The organism is Streptomyces sp. NPDC058665 (assembly GCF_042714995.1).
Taxonomy (GTDB): domain Bacteria; phylum Actinomycetota; class Actinomycetes; order Streptomycetales; family Streptomycetaceae; genus Streptomyces.
On the sequence record NZ_JBHXRX010000012.1, the window covers coordinates 88,367 to 108,376 of the forward strand.

24 protein-coding genes are annotated in these 20,010 nt (G+C 69.7%); 6 read left to right on the forward strand and 18 right to left on the reverse strand.

Annotated features, from left to right (window positions below; all coding sequences use genetic code 11):
• Positions 1-69: 69 nt before the first annotated feature.
• Entirely contained in the window at positions 70-456 is a 387-nt protein-coding gene (locus ACFWV8_RS10335) for a hypothetical protein (protein WP_384199509.1), read from the forward strand.
• A gap of 62 nt (positions 457-518) precedes the next feature.
• Positions 519-899, forward strand: coding sequence for a DUF6221 family protein (locus ACFWV8_RS10340; protein WP_384199511.1), 381 nt, complete (start codon positions 519-521; stop codon positions 897-899).
• A 26-nt stretch (positions 900-925) separates the two neighbouring features.
• Here the strand turns inward: ACFWV8_RS10340 and ACFWV8_RS10345 are convergent, their stop codons facing one another.
• The 8 genes from ACFWV8_RS10345 to ACFWV8_RS10380 form a co-directional block, all read right to left on the reverse strand.
• The gene (locus ACFWV8_RS10345) at positions 926-1,162 is read right to left on the reverse strand and encodes a hypothetical protein (RefSeq protein WP_384199513.1); all 237 of its coding nucleotides are present in this window, start codon (positions 1,160-1,162) and stop codon (positions 926-928) included.
• 195 nt (positions 1,163-1,357) lie between these two features.
• Positions 1,358-1,642, reverse strand: a complete 285-nt coding sequence (locus ACFWV8_RS10350) for a hypothetical protein (RefSeq protein ID WP_384199515.1) — start codon at positions 1,640-1,642, stop codon at positions 1,358-1,360.
• A 137-nt stretch (positions 1,643-1,779) separates the two neighbouring features.
• On the reverse strand, positions 1,780-2,910 hold the full coding sequence (gene tgmC / locus ACFWV8_RS10355; protein WP_384199517.1) for an ATP-grasp peptide maturase system methyltransferase: 1,131 nt from the start codon (positions 2,908-2,910) through the stop codon (positions 1,780-1,782).
• A complete protein-coding gene (tgmB, locus tag ACFWV8_RS10360) occupies positions 2,903-3,892 on the reverse strand; it encodes an ATP-grasp ribosomal peptide maturase (protein WP_384199519.1) in 990 nt (329 codons plus the stop codon). The genes tgmC and tgmB overlap by 8 nt, the downstream gene beginning before the upstream one ends.
• Positions 3,873-4,142, reverse strand: coding sequence for a putative ATP-grasp-modified RiPP (gene tgmA / locus ACFWV8_RS10365; protein ID WP_384199521.1), 270 nt, complete (start codon positions 4,140-4,142; stop codon positions 3,873-3,875). The genes tgmB and tgmA overlap by 20 nt, the downstream gene beginning before the upstream one ends.
• Positions 4,139-4,525 (reverse strand): hypothetical protein, encoded by a 387-nt coding sequence (locus tag ACFWV8_RS10370; protein WP_384199523.1) that lies wholly within the window; start codon positions 4,523-4,525, stop codon positions 4,139-4,141. Before ACFWV8_RS10370 ends, tgmA begins: the two co-directional genes overlap by 4 nt.
• On the reverse strand, positions 4,522-4,950 hold the full coding sequence (locus ACFWV8_RS10375) for an ATP-binding protein (protein ID WP_384199525.1): 429 nt from the start codon (positions 4,948-4,950) through the stop codon (positions 4,522-4,524). Before ACFWV8_RS10375 ends, ACFWV8_RS10370 begins: the two co-directional genes overlap by 4 nt.
• A gap of 102 nt (positions 4,951-5,052) precedes the next feature.
• Positions 5,053-5,766 (reverse strand): GntR family transcriptional regulator, encoded by a 714-nt coding sequence (locus tag ACFWV8_RS10380; protein WP_384199527.1) that lies wholly within the window; start codon positions 5,764-5,766, stop codon positions 5,053-5,055.
• 59 nt (positions 5,767-5,825) lie between these two features.
• Between ACFWV8_RS10380 and ACFWV8_RS10385 the strand changes: the two genes are divergently transcribed.
• Positions 5,826-6,635 (forward strand): class I SAM-dependent methyltransferase, encoded by an 810-nt coding sequence (locus ACFWV8_RS10385; RefSeq protein ID WP_384199529.1) that lies wholly within the window; start codon positions 5,826-5,828, stop codon positions 6,633-6,635.
• A 17-nt stretch (positions 6,636-6,652) separates the two neighbouring features.
• Here ACFWV8_RS10385 and ACFWV8_RS10390 read toward each other — a convergent pair whose 3' ends face one another.
• The 6 genes from ACFWV8_RS10390 to ACFWV8_RS10415 all read right to left on the reverse strand — a co-directional run bounded on the left by ACFWV8_RS10390 (position 6,653) and on the right by ACFWV8_RS10415 (position 12,079).
• Entirely contained in the window at positions 6,653-7,732 is a 1,080-nt protein-coding gene (locus ACFWV8_RS10390) for a sensor histidine kinase (protein ID WP_384199531.1), read from the reverse strand.
• Positions 7,725-8,393 (reverse strand): response regulator transcription factor, encoded by a 669-nt coding sequence (locus ACFWV8_RS10395; RefSeq protein WP_384199533.1) that lies wholly within the window; start codon positions 8,391-8,393, stop codon positions 7,725-7,727. The genes ACFWV8_RS10390 and ACFWV8_RS10395 overlap by 8 nt, the downstream gene beginning before the upstream one ends.
• Positions 8,394-8,402: 9 nt before the next feature.
• Complete coding sequence (locus ACFWV8_RS10400) at positions 8,403-9,098, reverse strand: VanZ family protein (protein ID WP_384199535.1); 696 nt, start codon at positions 9,096-9,098, stop codon at positions 8,403-8,405.
• A gap of 111 nt (positions 9,099-9,209) precedes the next feature.
• Positions 9,210-9,635, reverse strand: coding sequence for a VOC family protein (locus ACFWV8_RS10405; RefSeq protein WP_384199537.1), 426 nt, complete (start codon positions 9,633-9,635; stop codon positions 9,210-9,212).
• A gap of 161 nt (positions 9,636-9,796) precedes the next feature.
• Positions 9,797-10,093, reverse strand: a complete 297-nt coding sequence (locus ACFWV8_RS10410) for a hypothetical protein (RefSeq protein WP_384199539.1) — start codon at positions 10,091-10,093, stop codon at positions 9,797-9,799.
• Between the two features lie 111 nt (positions 10,094-10,204).
• Positions 10,205-12,079 carry a phosphoenolpyruvate carboxykinase (GTP) gene (locus tag ACFWV8_RS10415; RefSeq protein WP_384199541.1) on the reverse strand — a complete coding sequence of 625 codons (1,875 nt, stop codon included), beginning with the start codon at positions 12,077-12,079 and terminating at the stop codon, positions 10,205-10,207.
• Between the two features lie 333 nt (positions 12,080-12,412).
• On the opposite strand from ACFWV8_RS10415, the gene ACFWV8_RS10420 reads away from it, so the two are divergent.
• Positions 12,413-13,036, forward strand: coding sequence for a hemolysin III family protein (locus ACFWV8_RS10420; RefSeq protein WP_384199633.1), 624 nt, complete (start codon positions 12,413-12,415; stop codon positions 13,034-13,036).
• Between the two features lie 97 nt (positions 13,037-13,133).
• Positions 13,134-13,757 carry a TetR/AcrR family transcriptional regulator gene (locus ACFWV8_RS10425; RefSeq protein WP_384199543.1) on the forward strand — a complete coding sequence of 208 codons (624 nt, stop codon included), beginning with the start codon at positions 13,134-13,136 and terminating at the stop codon, positions 13,755-13,757.
• 5 nt (positions 13,758-13,762) lie between these two features.
• On the opposite strand, the gene ACFWV8_RS10430 is transcribed toward ACFWV8_RS10425, so the two are convergent.
• The 4 genes from ACFWV8_RS10430 to ACFWV8_RS10445 are packed head-to-tail and all read right to left on the reverse strand — an operon-like array spanning position 13,763 to position 18,894.
• Complete coding sequence (locus ACFWV8_RS10430; protein ID WP_384199545.1) at positions 13,763-15,817, reverse strand: thioredoxin domain-containing protein; 2,055 nt, start codon at positions 15,815-15,817, stop codon at positions 13,763-13,765.
• Between the two features lie 34 nt (positions 15,818-15,851).
• On the reverse strand, positions 15,852-16,493 hold the full coding sequence (locus ACFWV8_RS10435; RefSeq protein ID WP_384199547.1) for a DAK2 domain-containing protein: 642 nt from the start codon (positions 16,491-16,493) through the stop codon (positions 15,852-15,854).
• Positions 16,490-17,497 (reverse strand): dihydroxyacetone kinase subunit DhaK, encoded by a 1,008-nt coding sequence (locus ACFWV8_RS10440; RefSeq protein WP_384199549.1) that lies wholly within the window; start codon positions 17,495-17,497, stop codon positions 16,490-16,492. Before ACFWV8_RS10440 ends, ACFWV8_RS10435 begins: the two co-directional genes overlap by 4 nt.
• The gene (locus tag ACFWV8_RS10445; protein WP_384199551.1) at positions 17,494-18,894 is read right to left on the reverse strand and encodes an MFS transporter; all 1,401 of its coding nucleotides are present in this window, start codon (positions 18,892-18,894) and stop codon (positions 17,494-17,496) included. The genes ACFWV8_RS10440 and ACFWV8_RS10445 overlap by 4 nt, the downstream gene beginning before the upstream one ends.
• A 184-nt stretch (positions 18,895-19,078) precedes the next feature.
• On the opposite strand from ACFWV8_RS10445, the gene ACFWV8_RS10450 reads away from it, so the two are divergent.
• A complete protein-coding gene (locus ACFWV8_RS10450; RefSeq protein WP_384199553.1) occupies positions 19,079-19,966 on the forward strand; it encodes a dihydrodipicolinate synthase family protein in 888 nt (295 codons plus the stop codon).
• Positions 19,967-20,010 lie beyond the last annotated feature (44 nt).

Genomic DNA, 20,010 nt, shown 5'->3' on the forward strand with positions numbered 1-20,010 from the left:
AGCGGGCAAGGGGATCGCCACGGATCTCCAGCGCCATCATGGAACTCCAACCTCGAAGGAGTGCCGCCCATGCGACTCGTTGCGGATCCCGTGTCCGGCGAAGTGGATATCACCGCTTCAGCGAAGGAACTGTCCGGCTTGGCAGCCGCGGTGGCAGAGGGCACCGGGTCCATCGGCTCCACCTCACCGCCGGACAGCGATGCCTTGGCGGGGATCGATGTCAGGAGGGCTGCCGGCCCCGGGGTTCGAATCGAGCTCGACACCTCGCGACAGGTCCTGGTGATCAGCGGCGATCCCGGCGCCAGGGCGATCCTCGCGGCCAACCTCCAGGACATGGCCACCGCGGAGGAGGGCGGTCACCTCCACATCGACTACTTCCCCGAGCATCCCTACCTCGTTGAAGGGTCTGTGCCGATCGTGGTCAACAGCCCCCACGGCGGGATGCCCACCCGGTGACGACGCCCTCGAAGGTCCGAAATCCGGCGACCGGGCCTGGCACATCGTCCAGGATGACCCTCATGAGCCAAGACCTGGTGACGTTCCTCCACACACGGTTGGATGAAGAGGCCGACCTGGCCCGACGCTGCGACGGTGACGGCTGCGGGGAGTGGACCGCTCACGGGCACACCGTCGACTTCTGCCAGGGAGAACTCTCCGGCTTCCGTCCCACGATCGCCCTGCACGTCGCGCTGCACGACCCCGCTCGTGTCCTGCGGGAGGTGGAGGCCAAGCGACGCATGCTCAGCCGCCATGTGCTCAGTCCTGCCACGGGCGACCCCGAACTACCGTGGGACAACCGCGATGACTGCCAGTACGACGGCGAGACCTGGCCATGCGATGACCTGCTCGACCTCGCGTCACCTTACGCCGATCACCCTGACTACCCCCGGCGCTGTTGAGAAGGAGATCGTTTACGCGACAGCTCCTAGCGGACGCAACTCTCCATACCGAAGGCTTCGGACGCGCGGTCGCACAGCCGCCAGGGGGCGACGATGAAAACCCACCTCTGCGTGGTGTGCGCGGAAGGGGACTCGGTGCGGATCCGCAGGGCCTTGCCCTTGTTGTCCTTCAGCTGGACCCACCGAGTGTTCTGGTAGGAGTCGGTGTAGCGGACCTTGACGCCCCACTCGCACGTCTGCCCCGGTGGTGCGATCGCCTGCACCCTGAGTCCGGCCGAGGGCTAGGGCGTGTTTGAGAAGTCCCGTCTGGCCCACGACGCCTGGCACGCGCGCTCGCCGCGTTGTCGGAGTCATCCAAGTACGTCCAGTACGAGGATGATCCTCCGCCTTGCGATCGCACGCACCAGACGCCGTGGGCCCCGCCCGATGGGCGGACGACGCTACTTCTCAAACACGCCCTAGCCGCCTCCGACCTCGATATAGCGGGTGCGGAAGTAGGGCTCGCCCTGCCCCTCGGCGTCATCGGACACCACCGGTTCCCCGGCGAAGGGCGGAATGTGCAGCTGGAGCCCCTCGTAGGTGGCTCCGCCCTGTGGGGGAATCTCGACGATGGTCTGCGCGGTGCTCTTCCCGCATGTGACGTCGGTGACTTTCCAGCCGTCGATGACCACCGCGGAGGAGCGGGTGCTCATGATGTTCATCCGGAACACGTCGGCGAATCCCCCGCTCTTGCTCGACCGCATCTGCTGCTTGTATCGCTCGGGGGCGTACTCCACCCTGCCGTACAAGTACGCGCCCGCCCCACTCGAAGTACAAGAGCACCCAACGGCGCTCTCCCGCGGAGCCGCTGCTGGACGTGGTCATCCGACCGCGCTGCTGATCACCAACCGATCGACTGCCTGTCCGGCCCCACGTGGAGCGTCAATCGCCCTCCGGCCGGTTGGCCGGCATGTCGCCAACGGGTGACCAACTCCGCCACCGCGTCCCACAGTCGTACCGAACCCGGCCCGCCCTGCCGGACCACCCACCGCCCGTCCTTCTCGGACAGCACCGCCCATGCACCGGCTTCGACGTCGATGAGCACACGCTCGTCCCGGCCGTCGCGCGACAGCGTGAACCACTGTGCGCGCGGGGCCGCGAACTGTGCGACGAAGCGTGCTGTCCAGTCGTCCAGCGCATCACCACCGACATCGGTGGGCTCCACCTCCGCCGTATCGAAATCGGGCAACAACCCGAGTGGGGGCGGCTGTTGGGGCCGCGCGAGCATGAAGGAGACGTGCCCGCCAAGTACGGGCCCGCTCGCCGTGCCGTCCTCGGCCACGGTCAGCCGCACCAGCTCGGAGGCATTCATCCAGCCGCCGACCGTCACCAGGATTTCCCCGCCGGGCCGGGTCTGCGTGATCCAGTCGTACGGCACGGTGTGAACCCCACAGGTGGCGATGACCCTGTCGTACGGCGCACCGGCGCGATGCCCCTCCAGTCCGTCGCCCACCACAAGACGGGGCCAGTACCCGAGCCCCCCGAGCGCCGTCCCGGCCCGAGCCGAGACATCGGCGTCCACCTCGACGGACGTCACGCTGTCGTCGCCGAGCGCGTGAGTGAGGAGGGCAGTGGAATAGCCCGTACCGGTTCCGACCTCAAGCACCCGCATGGCGTCGGCCACCCGAGACGCCTCCAGCATGCGGACGACGAGCCCGGGCATGGTGGACGAGGAGGAGGGCCGATGGGAGATTCGCCCCTCGACCTGACGCGGGACGACGGACTCGGCGACCTGGGTGACGAGGGTGTCGTCCTCGTAGACCCGCCCGAGCCGCTCCGGACTCCCACCGAGGAAGACGGGCCGGTACCAGCCGCCGTCGTCGTACTCGAACCACCCGTCGGACAGGAACCGCTCGCGGGGCACGGCGGTCAGCGCGTCCCGCCACCGGGGACTCCGTAGCGTCCCACGCTCTGTGAGACGCCGCACCAGATCCGCCCGTAGTTCCCGCGACGAAGCTCCGCTGTCAGCCACTTGTACGCTCTCCGATCTCCAGAAGGTCCGCGATCGCCGATGTGATTGGGAGGCCGGACGCCTCTTCGAGCCAGGCCCATTGCCCGTTGGGATTGCATTCGAGGAACCACCATTCGTCGTCCGCCGACACGGCGAAATCGAAGGCTCCGAAGTTGAGGCCGAATCCGGCGAGGAAACGAAGAAGCGGGAGCCGGACGCCGTCGGGACACTCGACCGCCTCGTACCTCAGATTCCGGTACTCGGCACGCCAGTCCACCACGCCTCGCGGAGCCGTGATCCGGCAACAGAAGACTTCCTGGCCCACGACAACGGCACGCACGTCGGACGTCTTCGGTACCCGGACTTGGAAGAGGTGCGCGCACCTGTTCACGGCGGTGTCGATGTCATGGGCCTCGACGGGGGCCGCCCAGATGCCGGCGGGCTCACCGTCGACGTGGTACGCCCCGGCGTGCAACGGCTTGTAGACGGTGCGATGTTCCCGCGCGAAAGCGCGAGCCTCCGCGGGGTCGTTCGTGATCAGGGTCGTCGGAACGTTGAATCCTTCCCGGATCGCCGCCGCGAGTTGAGCAGGCTTGTACTCGGCTCGGGCAATGGCCTGCGGATGACTCAGATAGAGGCACGAGGAGAGGGCGGCGAGCACTCCACCGAGCCCACGCCGGTTCTCCTTCGCGATGAAGTCGGCTGTCTGATCATGGGCGTTGGGCGCGTAGGCGCTGGGGCGCCGATGGTAGAGGGCGCGGACATCTGCGAGGTCTGCCGTTCGTTCCCCAACGGTGAGACGTCCGCCCCAACCCGCCGCTCCCGTACGAGATGCGAGCACGGCGGATGCCGGGAAGTCCCGACCGGGGTCGAACCGGAGCACGGGCACCCGGCGCCGGTTCAGCTCCGCGACAACCAGATCGGCTGTCGCGTCCTCGTACTCGGTCGCGACCAGCACCGGGCGTCCCTTCACGCCGTCGCCCCTAATCCTGCGTCGCGTCATGGCCGCTGTCGGAGTCCATCTTGCCGTCTTTTCCGACTTGAGTCGGCGGGTACGTGTTCACGGAAGTGCCGTGCTTCCCCAGTTCGGCGGGCGTCACCACACCGTCGTCGCCCACCCAACGGCCGGTCTGGGTACGGGGATCGAGGCCCGCGTACCGCCAACGGGAGGGCGCGCCGTTTCGCAGCGGAACCAGGCGTCGCATTCCCCACGGCGGGAGAGAGTCCGCTGCTGGTGCGATGGTGAAGTTCATGATTCTTCCTCCTTGTTCGGTTCGATCGAGCCCTGTGTCTTCCGCCTGAGCCCGGCCTCGACGTCCCGCAGGACAGCGGGGCTCAGCGTCGTGTATCCATCACGTGGAACCCATTCGGGGACCAGACGCCAGAAGGCCCCGGCCTCGGCAAGGGCTTCGACTTCGGCGGCGGTTCCGTCGTGAGGGACTCCCCCACGTGTACGCCGCGTCAAGGTCGCCGGAGCGATGAAGCGGAGCTGTGCGGGATCCTCGGCGATCCACTCGCCGGGGCCCTGTACGGGCCTCAGGACGTAGGCCCCCCTCCGCACATCGGTGATGACCGCCAGCCGACCCGACACGTCGTCACGTACGTGGTCACCCACCCAGGGCGCGGCCTCAGTCACCGGTCGACCTCGATTCTGAGGTCACCCCAGACCCGTTTCCCCCGAGGAAGAAGGTCCGTGCCCCACCGCCAGGTCAAAGCCTCGATGATCGCGAGCCCTCGCCCGGCCTCGTCATGGCCGTCGGCCGAGACGCGAAGCATCGGGATGGCCTTCGAGCTGTCCGCTACCGCGATGCGCACGAATGTCTCGCTCGGCCGGGAGACGGTTACACGGATCGAGTAAGTACGCGTATGCGTGACGGAGTCGGACACCAGCTCCGTCACGACCAGACCCCCGGTATCAGCGAGGTGTGCCAGGCCCCAGGTCTGAAGCGCGGTACGGACGAGCAATCGGGCCGGGGCGGCGCTCCGTGCTGCGCACCGCAGAGTCTGGGTGTAGCCGGGCTGCTCGGTGAGGGTCGGGCGAGCGGTGGCGGTCACAGCCATCGGGACCTCGGATCGTGAGGGAGCAAGTACGTTCCGTGTGCGTCAGCGACACAAGAGTCAGTCTGGACCGGTCCACCGGCCCAGCCCGCATCCTCGATGCGGCTACATCACATATGTCTCCACGTGTTCGTAGAGTGCACCCGGCGTGACACCTTCCTCGCAGACGAGCGGGCGCTGCTCCTGGTCGTAGGCCGTGTGCAGCACCACAGCCACTGCGGTGGGTTCCGAGAGCGCGAGGTGCGAGACCTCCTCCTCCGTCGCCAGGCGCACGGTGGTCACATCCACCCCCTCCACGGGGAATCGGCCGGTCTGCCGACGCACGTACCGCGTCGTTCCTTCCGCGATAGGGGCCGTCTGCGTCAGCCGCGGCGACGGCTCAGCCACGTCGGGCGGGAACCACGCCTGCACATAGCTGTAAGGGCTACCGTCGGGCAGTTGCAGCAGGCGCACCCGGCGCAGAGCCTTCACCTCGGCGTCCATTCCGAGCGCTGTAGCCACGTGCGCCGGCGGCGCGGCCCAGTCGGGCTCACCTACACGCAGGAACGGCATGCCGCCGGTCACGCGTGTCGATCCCGCCCGGCGGGCACCCGCAGGTCGCGCAACGGGAGTCTCGGCGACGACGAAGCCGGTACCCTGCCTGGCCTCCACCACGCCGTCGCTCCGCAGGACGTCCATAGCCTTGATGGCGGTGGCTCGCGAAACCGACCACTGCTCCGCCAGGTCACGCCCGGACGGCAGGATCTCACCATCGAACTCTCCTGCCGCGATCCGAGCGCGCAGCGATTCCGCGATTTCCTCGTATTTCAACAGCGCCATGGGTCCCCTTGCGGATAGCTGTTCTGGACTGGTCCACCGGTACACATAATACTGATTCCATGTCGAAGCCAGAGCTGGCAGCAGAGATCGAGCACTTCTACTCGCAGGTCATCGACGAGAGTGCCCGGCTGAGCGTGTCGGCAGACGGACGGCTCGAACTGCTGCGAACGCGGGAGCTCCTACGGCGCTTCCTCCCGCCGGCGCCCGCCCGTGTGCTGGACGTAGGAGGTGGCACGGGCGTTCATGCCCGGTGGTTGGTCGATGACGGGTATCACGTCGACCTGATCGACCCGGTCGCCCGGCATGTCGAGCAAGCAGCCAAAGTCTGTCCCTCGTCGCTGGGGGACGCCCGCGCGCTGGAGGCTGGGGATGCCAGCTACGACGTGGTGCAGCTGCTGGGGCCCCTCTACCACCTTCCCGACAAGGCAGACCGGTGGCAGGCACTCTCCGAGGCGCGGCGTGTGGTGCGGCCCGGTGGGCTGGTGGCTGCCGGGGCGATCAACAGGTATGCCTCGCTCTTCGAGCACACCGCGTACGCGCACCTGCATACCGAGCGGATGCAGACGTCGATCTCCGCGATCCTCCGCACGGCTGTTCACGACGGCAAGCGCGGCTTCACCCTCGCCTACTTCCACCGCGCCGAGGAACTCGCCGGGGAATTGCGCGATGTCGGCCTCGTGGACGTGGCGGTGTTCGGGATCGAGGGACCGGCGTGGTCCATCCTCAAGGCCGTGGAGCAGCACGCGGGTCCCGACCCGAGTGGAGCTCTCTTCGAGTCCGTTCTGACGGCGGCGCGGATGGCCGAGCCCTATCCCGAACTTCTCGCGGCCAGCTCCCACTTGCTGGCCGTCGGGAGGGCGCCCGCGTAACCCGCGTCGCGTAGCGACTACCGCGAGCGGGGGAGGCGGACCGTCACCGTCAGGCCGCCCGTCGGGCGGGGGGTGAGGGTGAGCGTGGCCGTGTGGGCGCGGGCGATGCTGTGGACTATCGCGAGGCCGAGGCCCACTCCCGCGTGCTCGTCCGTGCGGGCGCGTTCCGTGGCGCGTTGGAAGGGTTCCGTGAGGGTCGGGACCAGTTCCGGGGGGAGCGAAGGGCCCGTGTTCTCGACCCGGATCACGCTCGCGCCGGGGTGGTCTTCGGTGTGGACCGTCACCGTGCCTCCCGCGGGGAGGTTGTGGACGATGGCGTTCTGGACGAGGTTCGTCATCATCCGCAGCAGGAGTTCCGCCGAGCCGCTGGTCCGGGTCGGCGTGCCGGTGACGTCGAGGGTGATTCCGCGCCGTTCGGCGAGGGGGAGCAGCGTTTCGGCGGCCTCCTCGGCGACAAGGGAGAGGTCGACGCTCTCGCGGGTGAAGTTTCCCCGGTCGCTGCGGCTGAGCAGCAGCAGGGCCTCGGTGAGGTCGATCGCGCGGGTATTGACCACCCGCAGGCGTTCGAGGAGTTCGGCCCGGTCGCGCGTGGGGTCCCTGCGGGCGACATCGAGCAGTGTCTGGGAGATGGCCAGCGGAGTGCGCAGTTCGTGGGAGGCGTTCGCGGCGAACCGCCGCTGTTCGGCGACGTGCGACTCAAGTTGTTCGAGCATGGTGTCGAACGCGTCGGCGGATTCCCGGAATTCGTCCTGGCGGCCTTCCATACGGATCCGGTGGGACAGCGATCCGGTCCCGGCCAGTCGGGCCGCCGCCGTGATCCGGGTGAGCGGTGCGAGCATCCGGCCCGCGATGAACCATCCCCCGACGAGGCCGAACACGAGCAGGAAGGCCATCGCCACGGCCGCTGCGGGGGCGAAGGTGCGCACGAGGAGGTAGCGGTTGGGCGAGATCCCGAGGAGGCCCTGGGCGTTGTCGGGGACGTAGCGCAGCAGGAACATCCACACGACCGCCAGCAGGAGAGCGCCGGCGACGGCGAGGAACCCGGCGTAGCTGAGGGTGAGTTTCAGTCGGACGCTGAGTCCTGGGCGTCTACGCACGCGTGCTTCCGATGCGGTAGCCGACACCCGGCACCGTGGCGATGATCCAGGGTTCGCCGAGCCGTTTGCGCAAGGCGGAGACGGTGATGCGGACGGCGTTGGTGAAGGGGTCGGCGTTCTCGTCCCAGGCCCGTTCCAGCAGGTCTTCGGTGCTGACGACACCGCCTTCGGCGGCGACGAGGACTTCGAGTACGGCGAACTGCTTACGGGTGAGCGCGACGTAGCGTCCGTCACGGAAGACCTCCCGGCGGAAGGGGTCGAGGCGCAGGCCCGCGATCTCGCGGACCGGGGGCCGGGCGTACGCGCGCCTGCGGTCGAGCGCGCGCAGCCGCATGACGAGCTCCCGCAGCTCGAAGGGCTTGGTGAGGTAGTCGTCGGCGCCGAGCTCGAACCCGGACGCCTTGTCGTCGATCCGGTCGGCGGCGGTGAGCATGAGGATCGGGATGCCGCTGCCGGAGGCGACGATGTGCCGGGCGACCTCGTCGCCGGAGGGGCCGGGGATGTCGCGGTCGAGGACCGCGAGGTCGTAGGAGTTGGCGCCGAGCAGTTCCAGGGCGGTGTCGCCGTCGCCCGCGATGTCGGCGGCTATCGCCTCCAGCCGTAGCCCGTCCCGGACGGCCTCCGCCAGGTAGGGCTCGTCCTCCACGATCAGTACGCGCATGTTTGAAGCCTAAGCAGCGGAAGGGGGGAGCGGGTCCGAGGGCGTTTGTGCCGGGGGGTGCCACCAGGGGCGTGACACCAGCGCGGCCAGTGCGGCGCCGGTGGCGTTGACCAGTACGTCGTCCACGGAGGACACCCGGTCCAGCCGCAGGACGTACTGCGCGGTCTCGACCAGGATCGAGCAGCCCGCACCCAGCGCCAGGGTCCGCGGGACGGACGCCAGCGCCGCGAACCGGATCGGGGCGAAGGCCCCCAGCGCCGCGAAGATCAGCAGGTTGCCGATGATTCCGAGCGTCCCCATCGTGACCAGGTCCCGCAGGGGCACCAGGCTCACCCGGGCGGGGGCGATGCCGGGCTCGGAGCCTGGCATCAGGGTCATCCACAGGAGCGGCACCGTCCCATGGACCATGCCCACCTCGGCCAGCGACTTCCGCCACGCCCAGGAGACACCGGCGGCCCGCCGACGGTGCGCCAGGGCCCACACCAGCAGCGCGGACAACGGCAGCGTCACCACCATGACGAGCGCCACACCGTTGAACGTACCGAAGCAGCGGTCCCACCGCCCGGCCATGCACATCGGGGCGGGCATCATGAGCGGCCCCCGCAGAGCGAACAAGGCGCTCGCCAGGCCGAGGATCAGCAGACCGAGGAGCACGGTCCGGCCCGTGCGGCGGGACGGTGCGGACAGGGATGCGTGGTGGCTCATACCTCCATTGGATCCGGCGGGCCGTTGCCATGGCGTATGCGGTTTTCGATACGCCCGCGATACACGCGACACACGCGATCCCCGGCATCGGAAACCGGCGCGGACCGGCGGTCAGTGGACGGGTTCGCCGATGCCCACCATGTTTCCCTCGCTGTCGCGGAACCACGCGCCGCGTTCGCCCCTGGCGCCCTTGCTCGGGTAGTTGCCCTCGATCTCGGCGATACCGTTCGTCGTACGGAGTCCGGGTACGTCGACGTCCTCGAACACCACGCCCCGGCGCCGGAGTTCGGCCACGACCGTCTCGATGTCGTCCACCTCAAGCGCCATCTGCGTGAACGTGCCGGGTGAGGCTCCCGTCGACTGGAAGAGGACGAAGTCCGTGCCCGCGCAGCGGTAGAGCAGACCGCCGGGGCGTTCGTCCACCGGGTCCAGGCCCAGCTTCTCGGCGTAGAAACGGCGGGCCCGGTTCAGGTCCCGGGCCGGGAGTCTGGTCGCCGCGCGGGCATGGGTCAGGAGATTCGTGGCGTCTGCGTTCATGGGGCCACTGTGCCGTGGGCGGCGGGCGCGGGGGCGGACCAACCCGGGGGCGGGGCCCGGGGTTCAGCGGGTCGGCGCAGTCAGCGGTCCGGCGGGGGTCGGCGCAGTCAGCGGTGCGGTACGGCGCGGTCAGCGGTCCGGCGGGGTCGGCGCGGTACGGCTCAGGTCACCGCGCGGTGCAGTTCGTGGCCCGGCAGGGAGAGCCGCGTCCGGCACTCGTCCTCCGCCTCGACGGTGACCGGGATGCCCCAGTGCGCGCTCAGCATGTGGCCGACGGCGACCAGGCGTTGGCGTTCCTCCGGGGTGTGGGCCGGGAAGCGGGTCCAGTTGTGGTCGGCGATGGCGTTGCCGAGTTCGGTGAACAGCGTTGCCCGCGTGCGGCGTTCCTCGTCCGGGGTCAGCGGGGTGCGGCCCGGCTCAGGTGCGAGCGGGCGGATGTTGTACAGGTCTCGAATCACAGCCGTGAGCCTAGCGTCCCGCGCCGAGACCCCCGGAGCCGTGAGGGATGGGCTCCGGGGGCCGGTTTCGGAGGGTGGTCAGGGGCGCCCCGCCGACGGGGCGCGCGGGGATCAGGACAGGCGGTTCACCAGCGCGTGGTACTCGTCCCACAGCTCCGGCGGCGTGTGCGTACCGAAGGTGTTCAGGTGGTCAGGGACCAGGGATGCCTCGTCGCGCCAGACCTCCTTGTCGACCGTGAGCAGGAAGTCCAGGTCCGCGTCCGAGAGGCCCAGGCCCTCGGTGTCCAGGGCGCCCTTCGCCGGGAGGACGCCGATCGGGGACTCGACGCCCTCGCCCTTGCCCTCCAGGCGCTCCACGATCCATTTCAGTACGCGGCTGTTCTCGCCGAAGCCGGGCCAGACGAACTTCCCCGCCTCGTTCTTGCGGAACCAGTTGACGTAGTAGATCTTCGGGAGCTTGGACTCGTCGCCCTTCTCCGTGGCCGTGGCGCCGATCTTGACCCAGTGGGCCATGTAGTCGCCCATGTTGTAGCCGCAGAACGGCAGCATCGCGAACGGGTCGCGGCGCAGCTCGCCCACCTTGCCCTCGGCGGCGGCGGTCTTCTCGGAGGCGACGTTCGCGCCGAGGAAGACGCCGTGCTGCCAGTTGAACGACTCCGTCACCAGCGGTACGGCGGAGGCACGCCGCCCGCCGAAGAGGATCGCCGAGATCGGGACGCCCTTGGGGTCCTCCCACTCGGGCGCGATGATCGGGCACTGGCCGGCGGGCACGGTGAAGCGGGCGTTGGGGTGGGCGGCGGGGGTCCCGGACTCCGGGGTCCAGTCGTTGCCCTTCCAGTCCGTGAGATGCGCGGGCGGCTCCTCGGTCATGCCCTCCCACCACACGTCGCCGTCGTCGGTGAGCGCGACGTTCGTGAAGACGGAGTTGCCCCACATCGTCTTCATGGCATTGGCGTTGGTGTGTTCACCGGTGCCGGGCGCGACACCGAAGAAGCCCGCCTCCGGGTTGATCGCGTACAGCCTGCCGTCCTCGCCGAACCGCATCCACGCGATGTCGTCGCCGATCGTCTCGACGGTCCAGCCGGAGATGGTGGGCTCCAGCATCGCGAGGTTGGTCTTGCCGCAGGCCGAAGGGAAGGCGGCGGCAACGTACTTGGACTCTCCGCGCGGCGGCGTGAGCTTCAGGATCAGCATGTGCTCGGCGAGCCAGCCCTCGTCACGTGCCATGACGGAGGCGATGCGCAGCGCGTAACACTTCTTGCCCAGCAGCGCGTTGCCGCCGTATCCGGAGCCGTACGACCAGATCTCGCGGTCCTCGGGGAAGTGCGAGATGTACTTGGTGGTGTTGCAGGGCCACGGCACGTCGGCCTGGCCATCGGCGAGCGGCGCGCCGAGGCTGTGGACGGCCTTCACGAAGAAGCCGTCGTCGCCGAGTTCGTCGAGGACGGCCCGCCCCATGCGCGTCATGGTGCGCATGGAGACCGCGACATAGGCGGAGTCGGTGATCTCGACGCCGATCGCGGAGAGCGGTGAGCCGACCGGCCCCATGCAGAACGGGACGACGTACATGGTCCGGCCGCGCATCGAGCCGCGGAAGACGCCCTGCTCGCCGGTGAAGATGGAGCGCATCTCCGCCGGGGCCTTCCACTTGTTCGTGGGGCCCGCGTCCTCCTCGCGCTCCGAGCAGATGAAGGTGCGGTCCTCGACGCGCGCCACGTCGGTGGGGTCGGACGCCGCGTAGTACGAGTTGGGACGCTTGACCGGGTCGAGCTTCGTGAACGTGCCCTTCGCCACGAGCTCTTCGCAGAGGCGTTCGTACTCGGCCTCCGAGCCGTCGCACCAGACCACCTGGTCCGGCTGGGTCAGAGCCGCGATCTCGTCGACCCAGGAGAGCAGCTCCTGGTGACGGGTCCGGCCGGCCCGCGGATCGGCCTGGGCCTCGGGATTGAGGGGGTCTCCGCCGGAAAGCTCTGCGTCGCGCGCCACGGTTGCTCCTTGATGAGGGTTTACAGGTATATGCCCCGTGGGGGCTACGACCCGGACGCTTCGTTGCCGCTCATCCGGTGCCGACCGCACTCATTTGATCATCCGACTCCCGCGCCCATCTGTCCAGAGGGCCGCACACGTGAGCATCACCACTCCATCTCCCCTTCAGGTACGGCCGGCACGGGGGGCGGGTAAGCGGCCATCCCCATCTGCTACCTACGGTTCCGTAGGTAGCATGAACACATGACTTCTCCCGCGTCCGACTCGCTCGCGAACCCCCCGCAACCCGAAGGGGGACCGACCGAGATCCAGCTGCCGACTCCGGTCAAGCCGATGATGCGCGGCTGGCTGCACATGGGAATGTTCCCGGCCGTACTGATCGCGGGCATCGCGCTGATCGCCATGGCCGACACCACAAGGGCGCGGTTCGCCTGCGCGATCTTCGCCGCCACGGCCTGCCTGCTGTTCGGGGTCAGCGGCGTGTACCACCGCGGCAATTGGGGCCCGCGGGGCGAGGCCATACTCAGACGGCTGGATCACGCCAATATCTTTCTGATCATCGCGGGCACCTACACCCCGCTGACCATGCTGCTGCTGCCCGAATCGACCGGCCGCACCCTGCTCTGGGCGGTCTGGGTCGCCGCCGCGGGCGGCATCGCCTTCCGGGTCTTCTGGGTCGGTGCCCCGCGCTGGCTCTACACCCCCTGCTACATCGCCATGGGCTGGGCGGCCGTCTTCTTCCTGCCCGACTTCCTGCGTACGGGCGGGATCGTCGTCCTCGTCCTGATCGTCACGGGCGGACTGCTCTACAGCGCGGGCGGCGTGATCTACGGGCTCAAGCGCCCCAACCCCTCCCCGCGCTGGTTCGGCTTCCACGAGGTCTTCCACTCACTCACGCTCGCCGCGTTCGTCGTGCACTACGTCGGGATCTCACTGGTGGCGTCCCAGCACTCCTGACGTGGACCTGCTTTTGAGAGTTACTGCCATTTGATGGAAACACTCACGAGGACGCATGGCGCGACGCCGGTGGCCTCGATGCCCGACAATGATCCGCATGTCCGCCTCCGCGTCTCCCCCACCCGACGAGCAGCGGTCCCGACTGGGTCTGCGCGAACGCAAGAAGCTGAAGACCCGCGCCACGATCCGCGAAGCGACGTACCGGCTCGTCGCCGAGCAGGGCTACGAGGCGACCACCGTCGAGCAGATCGCGGCGGCGGCCGAGGTCTCCCCCTCCACGGTCTTCCGCTACTTCCCGACGAAGGAAGACATCGTCCTCACCGACGAGTTCGACCCGGTCATGGAGGCGGCGATCCGCGCCCGGCCGGCCGGTGAGCCACCGCTGGAGTCAATGCGGGCCGTGCTTAAGCAGGCCGTGGAGACGATCCTCGCGGAGCAGCCCGACGAGATGCGCCGGCGCGGCAAGGTGATGCTGGAGATCCCCGCCGTACGGGCCAGGATGACCGAGACGATGGCGGAGACCTCGCTCCTGCTGAGCCGCGCGGTCGCGGACCGTACGGGGCGTGAGACCGGCGATCTGGAGGTGCGGATCTTCACCGCTTCCGTGGTGGCGGTGCTGCGCGAGGTGACGGTCTACTGGGCCGAGCACGGCCAGAAGGACGATCTGGCCGCGCTCATCGACCGGGCACTCAACTCACTCAAAGGCGGGCTCGCGCTGTAGGTGCGCTACACCCGTACGGTCAACTGCTCCTTCAGCACGTCGACTTCCGTCGTCGGGGCGGAGCACACGAAACCCCGGCAGACGTACGCCGCGGCCCGGCCGGCCACCAGCGGCCTGTCCGCCAGCAGCGGGAACTCCGCCTCCCCGTCCGCCTGTTGGTCGCCGGCCGGCTCCCCCACCGCGACGACCGCTCCCGGCGCCGTACCCAGCAGCGCCGTACGGTGCAGCTCGGCCGTCGCCGCGTCGCCGCGCGGGCCCACCACCGCGACCTCGTGCGGCCCGTCGAGCAGCGCCTCGGCGACGGCCAGACCCCACCCGATGAAGCGCGGCGCACGCGGTCCCAGCGCCTTCACGACCCCGAGAGCTCCCTCGGCGGCGGTGCGGTGGGCCTCGGAGCCCGTGTGCGCGGCGTACGAGAGCAGGGCGCCCGCGGCCGATGTCCAGCCGGACGGCGTGGCGTTGTCCGTCGGGTCCTGGGGCCTGCGGATCAGCGGCTCGGCGTCGTGTGCCGTGTCGTACAACACCCCGCCCTCACCGACGAATTGGTCCAGGACGGTGTCGAGCAGGAACCCCGCGAAGTCCAGCCACACACCCTCACCGGTCACCCCGGCCAGCGCCAGGAAGCCCTCGGCGACATCGCCGTAGTCCTCCAGGACCCCGGCGTTGGCGCCGACCCGGCCGTCCTTGGAGGTACGGGCCAGGCGCCGTGTCTCGTCCATGTGCACGCGCACGAGCAGATCGGCGGCCTCGGTCGCGCGCTCGACGAGATCCGGCCGCTCGAAGTACGCGCCGCTCTCGGCGAGCGCGGCGATCGCCAGCCCGTTCCAGGCGGCCACGACCTTGTCGTCCCGCTCCGGCCGGGGCCTGGTGTCCCGCGCCTCAACGAGCCGCCTCCGCACGGACTCGATCCGCGCCGCGTCCACCACCCCCTCACCCTGCGGGAGTTGGAGCACCGAGGCCCCTTCCTCGAAGGTCCCCGCCTCGGTCACGCCGAAGTACCGCGCGGCGAACTCCGCGTCCGCCTCGCCGAGTACGTCCCTGAGCTGCGCGGGAGTCCACACGTAGTACGCGCCCTCGACATGCTTCCCGCTGCCGTCCTCGCTGTCCGCGTCGAGCGCGGAGGCGAACCCGCCCTCGGCGGTGCGCAGTTCACGCACCATGAAGTCGGCGGTCTCCACCGCAACGCGCCGCGCCAGATCGGACCCGGTGGCACGCCACAGCCGGGCGTAGGTGCGGCACAGGAGCGCGTTGTCGTAGAGCATCTTCTCGAAGTGCGGGACCACCCACTCGCGGTCCACCGAGTAGCGGGCGAACCCGCCGCCGAGCTGGTCGTAGATCCCGCCGCGCGCCATCGCCTCGCAGGTGTCCGCCGCCATCTGGAGCGCGCCCTCGGCCCCCGTACGGGCGTGGTGGCGGAGCAGGAACTCCACGACCATGCTCGCCGGGAACTTGGGCGCGCCACCGAACCCGCCGTGCTTCTCGTCGTAGTCCCGCGTCAGCGCGAGCAGCGCCTGGGCCGACTCCTCCTCGCCGGGGGTGCCCCCGCCGCCGTGGGCGAGGGAGCGGCCCGCGAGCTCTCCCACGATCCGTCCCGCGACCTCGCCGACCTCCTCACGCCGGTCGGTCCAGGCGGAGTTGACGCCTTCGAGCACCTGCCGGAAGGACGGCATGCCGTGCCGGGGCACGGGCGGGAAGTACGTACCGAAGTAGAAGGGCTGACCCTCCGCGTCGAGGAAGACGGACATCGGCCACCCGCCCTGGCCGGTCGCCGCCTGCACCGCCTCCATGTAGACGGCGTCCACGTCGGGGCGCTCCTCGCGGTCCACCTTGATGTTGACGAAGTGCTCGTTCATGTATGCCGCCGTCGCCTCGTTCTCGAAGCTCTCGTGGGCGAGTACATGGCACCAGTGACAGGCGCTGTAGCCCACGCTCAGGAAGACGGGCACATCGCGCCGGCGGGCCTCCTCGAAGGCCCCGGGCTCCCAGGGCCACCAGTCGACGGGGTTGTCCGCGTGCTGGAGAAGGTACGGAGACGTGGCATGCGCGAGTCGGTTGGGCATGCCCCCATCCTTACCTACACCGCTGGGCGTTCACTCAACGCCGCAGGGCGTCCGTGTCCGGCAGGTGGTCGGCCAGCTCGCCCGGCGCGTCCCCCGCCACCCGGGCACGGCACCAGAACAGCAGCGCGATGCCCAGCGCGCCGGGGTCCGGCGAGCCGATGGCCCGCTCCCCGACGTAGGAGGCACGGCCCCGTCGGGCGCGCAGGCCCGCGGTGGCGCGGGCTCCCGCCAGCGCCGCATCGGCCACCTCCCTCGGGCCGGCGTCCGCTTCCAGGGCGTCCCGGGCCGGGGCGAGGGTGTCGACCAGGGTCCGGTCGCCGGGTTCGGCCTCGCCGACCCGCTGGATGGCGGCCAGTCCTTCCCGGACGCCCGTCCGCCAGGCCTCCTGTCCGTCGTCGGGATGGGCGGCATGGGCGCGGGCGAGCTCCTGGAACAGCAGCCCCAGCAGCGGGCCGCTGGTTCCGCCCACCTCGTCGAGGAAGACGGCCGCGGCCACGGCGAAGGGCGGTTCGGCGGGCCGGTCCGCCAGCGCGGCGGCGACGAGGCCGAGCCCTTCGCGGAGGTTGTCGCCGAAGTCGCCGTCGCCGGAGAGCTGGTCGAGGGTGGTGAGGGCCGGATGCGCGGTGCGGGCCGCCTGGGCGAAGGCGGTCAGGACGGACAGGGCGTCGGTGGTCATCGGGGCGGCTCCGTCGTGGGAAAGGCCGGGGTGTGGGCGGGGGCGTGCCAGTACGCGTGCCAGTCGTCGCGCAGCGCGGTGAGGGTGAGGGAGAAGCCGCTCATGTCGAGGGCGGGGACGAACGTGCCGACGATCCGCCCGGCCACGTCCGGACCGCCCCGCTTCAGCAGACCCGACACCCGGGCGTGGATCGCCTGGAGTTCCAGCAGGGTCGTCGCGCCGAGGCCGTTGACGAGCAGCAGTACGGAGCCGGTGGCCGGCGGCAGGGCGTCGAGCAGTTGCCGGGTCATCCGGTCGACGAGCGGCTCGAATCCGGGGTGTTCCAGGGTGGACACCGCGCGTTCGCCGTGGATGCCGACGCCGTACTCCAGTGTCCCGTCCGGGAGTTCGAAGGCTTCCCCGCCGCGCGAGAACGACGTCTGGGCCCGGGACGCGACCGCGACACTGCGGGAGGCCAGTGCGAACTCCGCGCCCAGTGACGCGAGTTCGTCCAGGCCCAGCCCTGTGTCGGCCGCTCCGCCCAGCAGCTTTTCGACCAGCACGGTGGCGCCCGTGCCCCGTCGTCCCGTCGCTGTCTCGTCGCTCTCGGTGGCGAGGTCGTCGTCCACGAGGACCCGGCGTACGGGGATGCCGTCGGCGCGCAGGCGCTCGGCCGCGATGCCGAAGTTGATGCGGTCGCCGGTGTAGTTCTTGACGATGTGGAGCACGCCGTCCTGGCCGGCGGCGTCCCTGGACGCCGCCAGGACCTGGCGGTTGTGCGGGGAGGCGAAGACGCGTCCCGGTACGGCGGCGTCCAGCAGGCCGGAGCCGACGAAGCCGGTGTGCAGGGGTTCGTGGCCGGAGCCGCCGCCGGAGACGAGACCCACGCGCCGGGCGGGGTGCCGCTGTCTGGCGGCGACGTACAGCGGGTCCTCGTTGAGCCGCAGCAGGCCGGGGTGGGACAGCACCAGGCCGGTCAGGGCCTGCTCGACGGCGTGGTCGGAGGGCAGGAAGAGCCTGTTCACGAGACCTGGGTCCTCTCCGGGTTCCCGGGTGTCTCCGGATTCCCGGCGCTCCCGGGTGTCCCGGTGCTCCCGGGTCGGCGCTCGGCGGTCACCGCTTCGGGGGCGGCGTACGCCTCGCCCTGCCGGAGCCGGGTGGCGGCGAGGCCGGAGACGACGGCCACACCCACGCAGTAGGCGATCAGCCAGGACCAGTGGCCGTCGCCGACGGACAGCAGCGCCGTGCCGATGAGCGGGGAGAGCCCGCCGCCGAGGGTGGCGCCGATCTGCTGGGTGACGGAGAGCCCGGTGTAGCGGACATTGACCGGATAGAGGTTGGAGAAGAGGGCGCCCTGGGCTCCGTACATCGCGCCGTGTCCGATACCGAGCCCGAGGGTCATGCCGAGGGTGTACGCCCAGAACTCGCCGGTCTCGATCAGCAGGAAGAAGGGCAGCGCGAGGACGGCCTGGAAGAGCGCGCCCGCGACGTACACCTTGCGCCGGCCGATGCGGTCGGACAGGGCTCCGAAGACCGGCAGCGTGAGGCACTCGACGGCGCAGGCGATGAGGACGGCCAGCAGCACCGGCCCCTTGGGCAGGTCGAGTTCGGTGGTGACGTAGGTGATCGCCACCACGTAGTAGATGTTGAACAGACCGCTCTCGGCGATCTTGGCGAGCACGGAGAGGACCACCGTCCGCGTGCGCCGGGTGAAGACCTCGCGCACCGGCAGGCTCTGGACCTCGCGGTCCTGCCGCATCTTGACGAACTCGGGGCTCTCGGTGACGTGCAGCCGTATCCAGACGCCGACACCGACGAGCAGGATGCTGACCAGGAAGGGCAGCCGCCAGGCCCAGGAGTCGTAGGAGCCCGCGGGAAGTGTGCTGTCCAGGACGGTCACCAGACCTACCGGGATCAGGACCCCGGCCGGGGTTCCGATGTGCACCAGTGAGGTGAAGAAGCCCTGGCGGGACGGCGGGCTGTACTCCAGGGCCATGAGGACGCCGCCGCCGTACTCGCCGCCCATGCCCAGGCCCTGGATCAGGCGGATGAGGACGAGCAGGAGGGGAGCGGCGATTCCGATGCTGTCGTACGAGGGCAGCAGGCCGATCGCGAAGGTGCCGAGCCCCATCATCAGCATGGTGGTGATGAGGACGTTCTTGCGTCCGATGCGGTCACCGAAGTGGCCGAAGATGATCCCTCCGAGCGGGCGGGCCGCGTAGCCGACGAAGTACGTGGCGAAGGCGGCCAGGGTGCCGACCAGAGGGGACGCGTCGGGGAAGAAGACATCGTCGAAGACCAATGCCGCGGTCGTCGCGTAGAGGGTGAAGTCGTAGTACTCGACCGTGGTGCCCAGCGCGCTTGCGGTGACGACTCTGCGCAGGGACGCCCGCGTTTCGGGGGTGGAGGCCGGTTCGGGCATGCTCGCTCCATTGCGATGGCGGCTCGGACGACGCGGTCGGCTCCGTCGCTGCCGCGTGCGAGGGCAGCCTTGTCCGGAAAGCGACGGTACTCCTGACGGGACCGCGTGTTAATATCTGATGCATCAGACATTACATTCAGAGCCTGGGTGCGGCAATGGGTGCGGCAATACCTCTGGAGGACACGTGAAGGACATACAGCTCGGCGGCATGATCTCCACCGTGGTCACGCCGTTCGACGCGGCCGACGAGGTCGATCTCGACCTGCTGCGCGGCGAGGTGAAGTACCTGCTCGCCCAGGGTGTGACGGCCATCTGCGCCTGCGGCAGCACCGGTGAGGGCCAGACGCTCTCGCTGGAGGAGAGCGTCGCGATCTGCGAGGTCGTCGTCGACGAGGTCGCCGGCCGGGTCCCGGTCATCGGGGGCGTCATCCAGAACTCGACCGCCCAGGCCAAGCGCTACTCGCTCGCCCTGAAGGCGGCCGGGGTCGACGCGCTCCAGATCACCCCCGTCCACTACGTCTTCGCGCCCTCCCCCGAGGAGACGGTCGCGCACTACCGCGAGCTCGGCGAGGCGACGGACCTGCCGATCGTGCTCTACAACGTCGTCCCGTGGGCCCTGGTCCCGGTGGACACCATCGAGCTGCTGCGCGACGTGCCGCAGGTCGTCGCCGTCAAGCAGTCGGGCGGCGACATCCATCTCCTGGCCGATCTGCTGCACCGGCTGCGCGACCGCTTCACGGTGCTCGCCGCCCTGGACGACCTGCACTACCCGGCGTTCGTGATGGGCGCGCACGGCGCGCTCGCCGCCATCCCGACCGTCACTCCCCGGCTCAGCGTCGAGCTGTGGGACGCCGTGCAGGCCGGGGACCACACCAAGGCCCTCGAACTCCACGAGCGCATCCTCACGGTCTGGCGGGCCATCGACGCCCCGAACCTGCCCGCGACACTCAAGGCCGCCCTGGAGCTGCTCGGCCGCTCCCCGGGACTGCCCCGCAGGCCCTTCAAGCCCGCCACCGAGGCCGAACGCGACCGCATCAGGGCCGCACTGCGAGCGGCTAACCTGATCGACTGAGCAGCGAGTGAGCAGCGAGCCCGTTTCCCGGGGAGAGAGAGGAC